This window comes from Stenotrophomonas sp. KH_036_B (assembly GCF_057839485.1).
In genome coordinates this window covers 792,054-804,292 of record NZ_CM174491.1, presented here as the reverse complement: position 1 = coordinate 804,292, position 12,239 = coordinate 792,054, and the positions used below count along the sequence as shown (strand labels likewise).

At 66.5% G+C, this 12,239-nt stretch carries 8 protein-coding genes and 1 pseudogene; 1 reads left to right on the top strand and 8 read right to left on the bottom strand.

Features of this window, described 5'->3' with window-relative positions; all coding sequences use genetic code 11:
* Positions 1-592: 592 nt before the first annotated feature.
* Positions 593-3,325 (bottom strand): preprotein translocase subunit SecA, encoded by a 2,733-nt coding sequence (gene secA, locus AC3ITN_RS03540; protein ID WP_489392092.1) that lies wholly within the window; start codon positions 3,323-3,325, stop codon positions 593-595.
* A gap of 164 nt (positions 3,326-3,489) precedes the next feature.
* A complete protein-coding gene (locus tag AC3ITN_RS03535) occupies positions 3,490-4,440 on the bottom strand; it encodes a M23 family metallopeptidase (RefSeq protein ID WP_489392091.1) in 951 nt (316 codons plus the stop codon).
* Between the two features lie 12 nt (positions 4,441-4,452).
* On the opposite strand from AC3ITN_RS03535, the gene AC3ITN_RS03530 reads away from it, so the two are divergent.
* The gene (locus AC3ITN_RS03530) at positions 4,453-4,893 is read left to right on the top strand and encodes a DciA family protein (protein ID WP_313347841.1); all 441 of its coding nucleotides are present in this window, start codon (positions 4,453-4,455) and stop codon (positions 4,891-4,893) included.
* 411 nt (positions 4,894-5,304) lie between these two features.
* Here AC3ITN_RS03530 and lpxC read toward each other — a convergent pair whose 3' ends face one another.
* The 6 genes and pseudogenes from lpxC to murC all read right to left on the bottom strand — a co-directional run bounded on the left by lpxC (position 5,305) and on the right by murC (position 12,235).
* A complete protein-coding gene (gene lpxC / locus AC3ITN_RS03525) occupies positions 5,305-6,216 on the bottom strand; it encodes a UDP-3-O-acyl-N-acetylglucosamine deacetylase (RefSeq protein ID WP_489392090.1) in 912 nt (303 codons plus the stop codon).
* A gap of 220 nt (positions 6,217-6,436) precedes the next feature.
* Complete coding sequence (gene ftsZ / locus AC3ITN_RS03520; RefSeq protein ID WP_313347839.1) at positions 6,437-7,663, bottom strand: cell division protein FtsZ; 1,227 nt, start codon at positions 7,661-7,663, stop codon at positions 6,437-6,439.
* 192 nt (positions 7,664-7,855) lie between these two features.
* Complete coding sequence (gene ftsA / locus AC3ITN_RS03515; RefSeq protein ID WP_017355446.1) at positions 7,856-9,091, bottom strand: cell division protein FtsA; 1,236 nt, start codon at positions 9,089-9,091, stop codon at positions 7,856-7,858.
* A 62-nt stretch (positions 9,092-9,153) separates the two neighbouring features.
* Positions 9,154-9,831, bottom strand: a pseudogene (locus AC3ITN_RS03510) (cell division protein FtsQ/DivIB); the annotation flags it as partial.
* Positions 9,828-10,802, bottom strand: coding sequence for a D-alanine--D-alanine ligase (locus tag AC3ITN_RS03505; protein WP_489392089.1), 975 nt, complete (start codon positions 10,800-10,802; stop codon positions 9,828-9,830). The pseudogene AC3ITN_RS03510 and the gene AC3ITN_RS03505, both read right to left, overlap by 4 nt.
* A complete protein-coding gene (murC, locus tag AC3ITN_RS03500; protein WP_313347837.1) occupies positions 10,799-12,235 on the bottom strand; it encodes a UDP-N-acetylmuramate--L-alanine ligase in 1,437 nt (478 codons plus the stop codon). The genes AC3ITN_RS03505 and murC overlap by 4 nt, the downstream gene beginning before the upstream one ends.
* Between the last annotated feature and the right edge of the window lie 4 nt (positions 12,236-12,239).

The window sequence follows — 12,239 nt, the reverse complement described above, 5'->3', positions numbered from 1 at the left end:
CTTCAGCGCCACAGATCACACAAATGCAGACGCATCGGGTGGCATTGCGCGACCTGCAGCACAAGAACGTTCCGCTCCCATCTGAGGGGCGCGTCTCATTCCGAGGGGTTTGGAAGCGTTGGCGTACTGTCTTCGATCGGGTCTACCGCGAGCGTTCAGGGCCCCGTCGCGGCCGGCAGGCCCCTATGCAAATGTCCCCCGGCCGACGCCTGCGGCGACGGCCTCCTCCTTTACTTTGCCAGGGACCTACCGGCCGCGACGGGGCTCGGCTTGCGGTTCGCAGGGAAAAGCGGATGTCACGGTGCCAACGCCGGTGGGTCGAGCGCCGGGTCGCCTTGCCCTTGTAGGCGAAGTAAAGGAGGAGGGGGCGGCCGAAGGCCGACGCCGGGGGACATTCGCCGGAAAGGGTAAGGCGGCCCGGCGCTCGATCCACCGGCATCCGCTGTTGAGGGAAATTCGCAGGCAAGGGCATGGCGGCCCCGCGCTCGCTCCACCGGCAGCCGCGTCTGCTTCAAGCGCGTGCCCCCCCACAGAGCGGAGACGAGCCAAAAAAAACCCCGCTTTCGCGGGGCTCTCTTCGCATCTGCTCTGATCAGCTCAGCTGGCCGTGGCAGTGCTTGTACTTCTTGCCGCTGCCGCAGGGGCACGGATCGTTGCGGCCGACCTTGGGCTCGTCGCGGCTGACCTGGGCCACGCCGTTGCGCTGCGCCTCCACCTCGGCCGCTTCTTCGTCGGCACCGTAACCGCCGGCGTTCTGGTGCTGGAACTGCGACTGCAGCAGGCGTGCCTCGGCCTGCTGACGCTCGGCCAGTTCCAGTGCGGCCACTTCCTCTTCGCTGCGGATGCGCACGCGCGCCAGCAGGGTCACCACTTCGCGCTTCACGTTCTCCAGCATTTCCGAGAACAGCTCGAAGGCTTCCTTCTTGTATTCCTGCTTGGGCTGCTTCTGCGCATAGCCGCGCAGGTAGATGCCCTGGCGCAGGTAATCCATGCGCGCCAGGTGCTCCTTCCAGCTCTGGTCGAGCACCGTGAGCATCACGTGCTTCTCCAGCGCGCGCATGGTCTCGTCGCCGACGCCGGCTTCCTTCTGCGCGAAGTGTTCGTCGACGCGCGCCTGCACCTTGTTGGCGATTGCCTCGGCGTCCAGCTCCTCGTGCAGCTTGACCAGCCCGGTGACGTCCATCTGCACGCCCAGGTCCGAGGCCAGCGTGGCTTCCAGGCTAGGCAGGTCCCACTGTTCGTCGATCGAGTTCGGCGGCACGAAGCGCGCCACGATGTCGAAGATCACGTCGCCGCGGATGCCGTCGACGTTGTCCTTGACCGACTCCGCGTCCAGCAGCTCGTCGCGCTGGGCGTAGATCACCTTGCGCTGGTCGTTGTTGACGTCGTCGAAGTCCAGCAGGTTCTTGCGGATGTCGAAGTTGTGCGCTTCCACCTTGCGCTGCGCCTTTTCAATCTGGCGGCTGACCAGGCGGTCTTCGATGACGTCGTCTTCCTTCATGCCCATCATGCGCATCGCCTTCTGGACCCAGTCCGAGGCGAAGATGCGCATCAGGTTGTCTTCCAGCGACAGGTAGAAGCGCGACGAACCCGGGTCGCCCTGGCGACCGGAACGACCGCGCAGCTGGTTGTCGATACGGCGCGACTCGTGGCGTTCGGTGCCCACGATGTGCAGGCCACCGGCCGCCTTGACCTGGTCGTGGCGGGCCTGCCAGTCGGTCTTGACCTGGGCGCGCTGCTCGGCGCTGGCCTCTTCGCCCAGCTCATGCAGCTGCGATTCCAGCGAACCGCCCAGCACGATGTCGGTACCGCGACCGGCCATGTTGGTGGCGATGGTCACCGCACCGGGCATGCCGGCGTTGGCGATGATGATGGCTTCGCGATCGTGCTGCTTGGCGTTGAGCACTTCGTGCTGCACGCCGGCCTTGCGCAGGTGCTCGGAGAGCATTTCCGAGGTTTCGATCGAGGTGGTACCGACCAGCACCGGCTGGCCACGCGTGTTGCATTCCTGGATGTCGGCCAGCACGGCGTTGAACTTGCCGTTGCGGTTGAGGAACACCTGGTCCGGCGAGTCCTTGCGGATGGTCGGGCGGTTGGTCGGGATGACCACCACTTCCAGGCCGTAGATGCTCTGGAATTCGTAGGCTTCGGTGTCGGCCGTACCGGTCATGCCGGACAGCTTCTTGTACATGCGGAACAGGTTCTGGAAGGTGATGCTCGCCAGGGTCTGGTTCTCGCGCTGGACCGGCACGCCTTCCTTCGCTTCCACCGCCTGGTGCAGGCCGTCGGACCAGCGGCGACCGGCCAGGGTACGGCCGGTGAATTCATCCACGATCACCACTTCGCCATCGCGCACGATGTAATCCACGTCGCGCTGGTAGATGGCATGCGCGCGCAGCGCGGCATTGAGGTGGTGGACCACCGTGAGGTTCTGCGCGGCGTACAGGCCTTCGGTCTCGGCATCCAGGATGCCCGCCTCGACCAGCAGCTGCTCGGCATGCTCCATGCCCGCCTCGGAGAGGTGGACCTGCTTGCCCTTCTCGTCGACCCAGAAATCGCCCTCGCCTTCTTCGGCTTCCTGCTTGATCAGGCTGGGAACCACGCGGTTGACGCGGATGTACAGCTCCGGGGAATCGTCGGCCGGGCCGGAGATGATCAGCGGGGTGCGCGCTTCGTCGATCAGGATCGAGTCGACTTCGTCGACGATGGCGTAATGCAGGCCGCGCTGATATCGGTCGGCGCGCGACAGCGCCATGTTGTCGCGCAGGTAGTCGAAACCGAATTCGTTGTTGGTGCCGTAGGTGATGTCGCTGCCGTAGGCCTCGCGCTTGTCGCTGTGCGGCATGCCCGGGTACACCACGCCGACGCTCATGCCCAGCCAGTTGTACAGCTTGCCCATCTGCGCCGAGTCGCGGCGGGCCAGGTAGTCGTTCACGGTGACGACGTGGACGCCCTTGCCTTCCAGCGCGTTGAGGTAGACCGGCAGCGTGGCTACCAGGGTCTTGCCTTCACCGGTGCGCATTTCGGCGATCTTGCCCAGGTGCAGGACCATGCCGCCGATCAGCTGGACGTCGTAGTGGCGCATGCCAAGCACGCGGCGGCTGGCCTCGCGGCAGACGGCGAAGGCTTCGGGCAGCACCTTGTCCAGGGCTTCACCGTCAGCGATGCGCTGCTTGAACTCCGGGGTCTTGGCCTTGAGCTGCTCGTCGGAGAGCGTTTCGATTTCCGGCTCCAACGCATTGATCTTGGCGACGATGCGGTTGAGCTGGCGCAGCTGGCGTTCGTTACGACTGCCGAAGACGCGGGTAAGCAGGCTGTTGATCATTGAAGGAACCGGTTGGAATGAGACGCCCCAACGGCGACGCTCCCTTGGGAGCCGCCCGCCGCAAACGAAACAGGGCGCACTGCGCCCTGTCTATGGCAACACCCATTGTAGCTTGGGACGGGGCCGCTTGGTTTCAAGCGCCCCCGATCCGCCAGATCGCGCCCTCAGCCGCGGGAAACCCGCCCGACCGGGGTGTTGCCGCCGTCGCCCAGGAACTTGCGCGGGTTGACCACCTGGCCGCGTTCCCAGACCTCGAAGTGCACGTGGGCACCGGTGGAACGGCCCGTGGAACCGGCTTTGGCCACTTCCTGCCCGGCCCGGACCAGGTCGCCCGGCTTCACCACCAGGCGCGAATTGTGCGCGTAGCGGGTGACATAGCCGTTGCCATGGTCCACATCGACCACGTTGCCGTAGCCGCCCTTCACGCCGGCGAAGCTGACCACGCCGTCGGCCACGGACATGACCGGGTCGCCGACCTTGGCGTGGAAGTCCATGCCCTTGTGGGTGGCCGCACCGCGACCGAACGGATCGCTGCGGGTACCGAAGTTGGAGGTGATGTAGGTGTTGCGGATCGGCATGCGACCCGGCACCGCGTTCTGCTCCAGCTGGTGGTCGAACATCAGCGATTCCATCACCGACAACTGACGGCCTGAAGCAGCGAAACGCTGCTCCAGCACCTGTAAGTCCGCGTTTACCGCGCTGGCGGGGATGTCCTGGGTGGGACCGGGCTCGCCTTCACCGAGGCCGGGGGTCTCGTTGAAGTCGAATTCGCCGTCTTCCAGCTTGCCCATCTGGGTCAGTCGTTCGCCCAGTGCGTTCAGGCGGGTGGCCTGCGCCTGCAGCTCGCCCATGCGGGCGGCGAGCGCGTTGACCTGGGTCTGGGCGTCTTTGCGGGCCTGCGCCACATCGCGTTCCTGCTGGGCGACCTTGGCGTGGAGCCGGGAATCATTGAACATGCTGCCACCCAGACCGGCACCGAAGCCGATCAGGCAGCCCAGCCCGAGTACGCTGCCCAGCAGGGCGCGGGGCCTGTCCTCGAAGTAGAAACGCAAACGCGTCAGCGGCGTCTTGGCCTTTCCTTCACGCGTTTTGATTACGATCTTTTTGAATGCCATCAGTGAGTTTTCATGTCTGAGCCGAAATCCAGTACTCGTCCTGCGTCAACGCCGAAACCGGCGCTGGATGCAGTCATGGGTGACAAAGCCGGCAATCCGCTGCGTCGCGCCCTGTGGCTCGATGCGCTGGACCGTCAGTTGCGCCCCCATTTGCCGCCCACCCTGGCCACCCGTTGCCGGCTGGCGAATGTGAACGGCGAGCACCTCGTTTTTGTCGTCGAATCTCCTGTCTGGCACGCCAAAGTCCGGCTTGCCGAGGCTCAGTTGATCGACGCGGCCCGGTCCATCGGGCTGAAGGTCACCAAGGTGACCGTCAAAACTGCGTCTGCCCCTCCTCCACGCTCCCCAGCGATCGATAACAGGAATGGCCCCCACGCAGTTTCAGCCGCCACGCACAAAGGGCTACGCGACGCGTTGGCCTGTCTAAAGGACGTGGATTCCTCCAAATCCTGAAGGCATCGGGGCATCCCGCCCCTTCCCCGCCGTCGTCACGATCATGTGAATCTGGCAGGGAGCCGGCGAGCATCGTAGCTGCCACTGGCCGCCCAGTCGTTATTCTTTTATTAAAAAAACGTTAAATCGCGTTCAAAACTGGATCGGGTTCACAAATCCGTGACGCAGGTACGTAGACGGTTCACTGACGTCAAGATCACGCGGCGTTAACGCCGGAAACGCGAAACGGCGCCGCAGCGCCGTGGATATTCTAATTAAATCAACACCTTACCCCGTAGAGCCACGCCCTGCGTGGCTGGACGCGATGTACGGGCAGCTCAGCCCCTCCGTGGCTGGACGCGATGTACGGGCAGCTCACCCCTGCGCGGCTGGGCGCGGTCTACGGGCAGCTCAGCGACGCAGGGCGTGGCGCTACGCGTAGGCCGGGACGCCGTAGACCACGGGTGCGGGCACCGCCGCCGCCTCGTAACTCACCCATTCCCACGCGCTGGCGTCGGCCATCAGGGCGCGGACCAGCTTGTTGTTGAGCGCGTGGCCGGACTTGAAGCCCTCGTACGCGCCCAGCACCTGGCCACCGGCCAGGTATAGATCGCCGATTGCATCGAGGATCTTGTGGCGCACGAACTCATCGGCGTAGCGCAGCCCGTCGTCGTTGAGCACGCGGAACTCGTCCAGCACGATGGCGTTGTCCATCGAACCGCCCAGGCCCAGGTTGCGCTCGCGCATGTACTCCAGGTCGCGCATGAAGCCGAACGTGCGCGCGCGGGAGATTTCCCTGGTGTAGGCCGCCGTGGAGAACTCGATCTCGGCGCGCGACTGCTTGGCCGGGATCATCGGGTGGTTGAACTGGATGGTGAAACCGAGCTTGTAGCCCTCATAGGGCTCGAAGCGGGCGACCTTGTCGCCTTCGGTGACTTCCACCGTCTTCAGAATGCGGATGAAGCGCTTCGGCGCGTCCTGTTCGGCGATACCCGCCGACTGCAGCAGGAACACGAACGGGCCCGAGGAACCGTCCATGATCGGCAGCTCGGCCGAGGACAGCTCCACGATGATGTTGTCCACACCCAGGCCGGCCAATGCCGACATCAGGTGTTCGACGGTCTGGATCTTGGCGTCGTTGCAGGTCAGCCCGGTGCACAGGGTGACTTCGGTGACCAGGTCGGCCCGTGCCGGCACTTCCACCACGGGATCCAGGTCCACGCGACGGAACACGATCCCGTGGTTGACCGGTGCCGGGCGCAGGGTCATGTAGACCTTGTCGCCGCTGTGCAGGCCAACGCCGGTGGCGCGGATCGTGTTCTTGAGAGTGCGTTGGGGGATCATGGGGGCAACCGGGAAGCGCGCGGTCAGCGCGGCAATGACAAACAAGAATAACACGCACTACCACTGTCCCTTTCGTGAACCGGGGACGGGGCAGCTCCGCCAGCGGGTCACGACCCGAAGGTCCTGACGCCGACACGGCGAACTGCCGGGCCTATCCTGGCCCGGCAGCAAGGGACATGGAGGCGCTCACCGGGGAGGACAAGGCCCCGGCTGGCTGACCTCAGTCCGCCTGGCGGCGCAGGAACGCCGGGATGTCCAGGTAATCGTTGGGCAGTTCCGCCGACGCCGGGCCGGAGGCCGACGGGGACGAGGCTGCCACGGTGTCGGCGCTCGGACGACGCAGGCCCAGGCCCATGCCACCGACCGCCTTGGACACCGCGTCGCCGCCGTTGTCGAAGTCGCCGAATTCCGGCTGGCCGGTGGTGGCGTTGCGGACCAGCTTGATCGGCGCGCGCTCGCCCGGACGCTGGGTCTTGGCTGCCACGGCACGGTTCAGGCCGGTGGCCACCACGGTCACGCGGACTTCGTCCTGCATGTCCGGATCCAGCACGGTACCGACCACCACGGTGGCGTCTTCGGACGCGAAGCCATCGATGGTGCGGCCGATCTCGTCGAACTCGGCCATGGTGAAGTCGGCGCCGGCGGTGATGTTGACCAGGATGCCGTTGGCACCGGCCAGGTTCACATCGTCCAGCAGCGGGTTCTGGATGGCAGCTTCGGCGGCGGCCTGGGCGCGGTCATCGCCACGGGCGGTGCCGGTGCCCATCATCGCCAGGCCCATTTCGGACATCACGGTGCGCACGTCGGCGAAGTCGACGTTGATCAGGCCCGGACGCACGATCAGGTCGGCGATGCCCTGCACGGCGCCCTGGAGGACGTCGTTGGCGGCACGGAAGGCCTGGATCATGGTGGCGTTGCGGCCCAGCACGGTGATCAGCTTTTCGTTCGGGATGGTGATCAGCGAGTCGCAGTGCTGGCTCAGCTCTTCGATGCCCTTCAGCGCAACCTGCATGCGGCGGCGGCCTTCGAACGGGAACGGCTTGGTGACCACGGCGACGGTCAGGATGCCCATCTCCTTGGCCAGCTGTGCCACCACCGGCGCAGCGCCGGTACCGGTGCCGCCGCCCATGCCGGCGGTGATGAACACCATGTCCGCGCCCTGCAGGGCGTCCATGATGCGCTCGCGGTCTTCCAGCGCGGCCTGGCGGCCCACTTCCGGGTTCGCGCCTGCGCCCAGGCCCTTGGTGACGTTGGTACCCAGCTGCAGCTGCAGCTTGGCACCGCAATTCTTGATGGCCTGCGAGTCGGTGTTGGCCGTGATGAATTCCACGCCGTCCACGCTGGTGCTGACCATGTGCGCCACGGCGTTGCCGCCGCCGCCGCCCACGCCGATCACCTTGATCACCGCATTGGGTGCCATCTTTTCAATCAGTTCGAAATGCGCCATGTCCGTGTCCTCGTTGTATCCGCTTATGGGTGGCATGGGCGTCCAGGCGTCCTGCCTTCGCGCTGCATGTTGCCGTTGCGGCTGTGTGGGTTGTGTGTTGCTCTTTGCTGCGCCGGCGGGGCCGGTTTTGTTGCATCCGGCAGTTGCCGGTTTTTTTGTCAGCCGACTAACAGTCGGCTCTACTGCCTTCTTTTAAAATTCGCCGCGGAACCAGGTCTTGAGTTTCTTGAACATGCTGCCCGCGCGGCCGGTGGGCAGCGACGGACGGCGGGGGTGTTCGATCTGGCTGCCCATCAGCAGCAGGCCTACGCCCGTGGCGTGGACCGGATTGCCGACGACTTCACCCAGACCGGTGACGTGCTGCGGAATGCCCACGCGTACCGGCATCTGCAGCATTTCTTCGGCCAGCTCGACCACGCCTTCCATCTTCGAGGCACCGCCGGTGAGCACCATGCCGGCGCGCACCAGTTCCTCGAAGCCGGAGCGGCGCAGTTCGGCCTGCACCATCTCGAAGATTTCCTCGTAACGGCCCTGCACCGCCTGCGCGAGCGCGTGGCGCGGCATGCGGCGCGGCGGACGATCGCCGACGCTGGGCACCTGGATGCTTTCCTCGGCGGTGGCCAGCTGGGCCAGGGCGCAGGCGTAGCGCACCTTGATCTGCTCGGCTTCCGGGGTCGGCGTGCGCAGCATGTGCGCGATGTCGTTGGTGACGTGGTCGCCGGCGATCGGCAACGACGCGGTGTGGCAGATCGCGCCCTGCACGAACACGGCCAGGTCGGTGGTGCCGGCGCCCATGTCGACCAGCACCACGCCCAGCTCGCGTTCGTCGGCAGTCAGCACGGCCACCGAGGAGGCCAGCGAGGACAGCACCAGATCGTCCACCTGCAGGCCGCAGCGCTGCACGCACTTGCTGATGTTGGCCGCCGCCGACTGCGCGCACACCACCAGGTGCGCGTGCACCTCCAGGCGCACGCCGGTCATGCCGACGGGATTGCGGATGCCTTCCTGCGAGTCGTCCAGCACGTATTCACGCGGGATGGCGTGCAGGATCTTCTGGTCGGCCGGGATCGCCACCGCCTTGGCGGCGTCAAGAACGCGATCCAGGTCGCCCCAGGTCACCTCGCCATCGCGGATCGGCACGATCCCCGGCGAGTTCTTGCACTGCACGTGGTTGCCGGAAATGGAGGCGTACACCGAGCGGATCTCGCAGCCGGCCATCAGCTCGGCCTCCTCGACCGCACGCTGGATCGACTGCACGGTCGATTCGATGTCCACCACCACGCCGCGCTTGAGACCGCGCGATTCGTGCGAGCCGATGCCGATGACCTCGATGGGGTTGCCCGGCGAATACTCGCCGACCAGCGCCACCACCTTGGACGTGCCGATGTCCAGCCCGACGATCAGCGATTTGTCACCCTTGCGATTCATGTCCTGTCCTGCGTCCTGTGCGCCACATTGGCCGGCGCGGCCGCGGCCGGGGTACCCCAGCTCAGCGTGAAACCATTGGTATATCGGAGGTCGGCGCGTTCGATCGGCACCTGCTGGTTGGCCAGCTGCGGCAGCACGCGCACGAAGCGCTGCAGCCGCGAACGCGCGTCATCGCGGCCCACCACCACTTCGGTGCCGTTGCTCAACAGCAGCGACCAGCTGCCACGGGCGTCCATGCGGACCCGGGTCACATCGACCCCGGCCGGCGCGAACAGCGCGCGCGCATCGTTGTACAGCGCCACCACTTCGGCGGTCTGGCTGTCCGGGCCTTCGAGGTCCGGAAGCGCCAGGTCCTGCAGCTTCTGCGGGGTGGCGAACAGCTTGCCCTGCTCGGAAAGCAGGCGATCCTTGCCCCAGCGTGCAAAGGGCTTGTGCTCGATCAGGGTGATTTCCAGCACATCGGGCCACTGCTTGCGCACCTGCGCGCTTTCCACCCACGGCAGGGTTTCGATGGCGTCCTGCGCGTCCTGCAGCTTCACCGCGAAGAAGCCGGACTTCGCATACGGCAGCACCACCTTCTGCAGTTGCTCGGCCGGCACGCGCTTGAACTCACCGTGCACGCGCAGCTTGGCCAACGGCCACCGTTCGGCACCGACCCAGCCGTTGAGCACCGCCACCACGGGCAGCGCTACCAGCGACAGGGCCAGCAACCAGACGAAGATGCGCAGCACCGCGTTCATGCGTGATGGCGCTCCTGCGGCAGGGCCAGGGTCTGTTCCAGCACACGCCACACCAGCTCCTCGAAGCCGATGCCGGCCTGCTGGGCCGACTTGGGCACCAGCGAGTGGCTGGTCATGCCCGGCGCGGTGTTGACTTCCAACAGATGGAAGCGGCCCGTGGCGCGGTCGCGCATCACATCCACGCGGCCCCAGCCACGGCAGCCGGCGGCGCGGAACGCGGCCAGTGCGATACGGCGGATTTCGGCCTCGTCCTCGCCGTCCAGTCCGGGGCACAGGTACTGCGTGTCCTCGGCGATGTACTTGGCGTTGTAGTCGTACCACTGGCCGTTGGGCACGATGCGGATCGACGGCAGCGCCTGGTCGCCCAGGATCGCCACGGTCAGCTCGTCGCCAACCACCATCTGCTCCATCAGCAGCTGGCCGTCGTAGCGTGCGGCCAGCGCCACCGCCTCATCCAGGCCGGCGTCGTCGGTGACCCGGCTGATGCCGACGCTGGACCCTTCATTCGCAGGCTTCACCACCACCGGCAGGCCGAGCTCGGCCGCCAGCGCGTGGACGGTGGCACTGTCCACCTTCCGATACTGCGGGGTGGGCAGGCCCAGCGACAACCACACCTGCTTGGTGCGGATCTTGTCCATGCTCAACGCCGAGCCCAGTACGTCCGAGCCGGTGTACGGCACCCCAAAGGCTTCCATCAGCCCCTGCACGATGCCGTCCTCACCACCCCCGTTGTGGCCGTGCAGGATGTTGAAGACGCGGTCGAAGCGCTTTTCCACCAGCGCCCGGGCCAGCGCCGGGATGCCGTCCACCGCGATCGCATCCACCCCGCGCGCACGCAGGGCCTCGATCACGTTGCGGCCGGAATCCAGCGAGACCTCGCGTTCGCTGGAGGTGCCACCCAGCAGCACGGCGACGCGGCCGAACAGGGCCGGGTCGGTCACGCGCAGCGGCGGGAAGTTGATCGTATTCATGCCGCGGGGGCCTCCTTGAAGCCGTCGGTCGCCAGGTGCTGGGCGACATAGCCGATGTCGCCGGCACCCATCAGAAGCAACAGGTCGCCGTCCTGCAGCACGTCGGGCAGCACGTGCGACAGCTCGGCGGCCTGGCCCACCACCACCGGCTCGCTGCGGCCGCGCGCACGGATGGCGCGCGCCAGCGAGCGCGCGTCGGCGCCGGGGATCGGCGCTTCGCCGGCCGGATAAACCTCGCACAGCACCAACGCATCCACTTCGGACAGCACGGCGGCGAACGCATCGAACTGGTCGCGCGTGCGGCTGTAACGGTGCGGCTGGAACGCCACCACCAGGCGCTGGTCCGGCCAGCCGCCACGGGCGGCGGCGAACACCGCCGCCAGTTCGCGCGGGTGGTGGCCGTAGTCGTCGATCAGACGGACGTTGGCACCGGTGCCGGTGGTGACGATGCCCAGGTCATTGAAGCGACGGCCGATGCCGGCAAAGCTTTCCAATGCACGTGCAATGGCATCCGGGGCCACGCCCAGCTGCCAGCCCACCGCGGCGGCGGCCAGCGCATTGAGCACGTTGTGCGCGCCCGGCAGGGCCAGGGTCACCGGGTAGCTGCTGCCTTCGGGCAGGCGCAGGGTGAAGTGCATGCGCGGACCGTCCTGGATCACGTCTTCGGCGCGCACGTCGGCATTGCTGCTCATGCCATAGCTCATGACATGGCGCGGCGTCTGCGCGGCCAGCGCGGCCACTTCCGGGTCATCTATGCACAGCACCGCCAGCCCGTAGAACGGCAGGCGCTGCAGGAATTCGGCGAACGCGGCCTGCACGCGGGAGAAGTCGTTGCCGTAGTTCTCCAGGTGGTCCGCATCGATATTGGTGATCACCGAGACCAGCGGGTTCAGGCGCAGGAAGCTGCCATCGCTTTCATCCGCTTCGGCCACCAGCCACTGGCCACTGCCCAGCTTGGCATTGGCGCCGGCCGCCAGCAGCTGGCCACCGATGACGAAGGTCGGGTCCAGCCCGCCTTCGCTCAGCACGGCGGCGGTAAGGCTGGTGGTGGTGGTCTTGCCATGCGTGCCGGCCACCGCGATACCGCGGCGGAAGCGCATCAGCTCGGCCAGCATGGCCGCGCGCGGCATGATCGGAATGCGCTGGCTGCGCGCTTCCATCAGCTCGGGGTTGTCATCGCGGATCGCGCTGGAGACCACGACGCAGTCGGTGCCGAGCACGTTGGCGGCCGAATGGCCCCGCATCACGCGCGCGCCCAGCCCGGCCAGGCGACGGGTGGCGACGTTGTCGGCGTTGTCCGAGCCGGACACTTCATAGCCCAGCGTCAGCATCACTTCGGCAATGCCGCTCATGCCGGTGCCACCGATGCCGACGAAGTGCACGCGCGGGAACGCGCGGACCAGGTCGTTGGTGTCGTGCAGACGGCGGATCATGCGC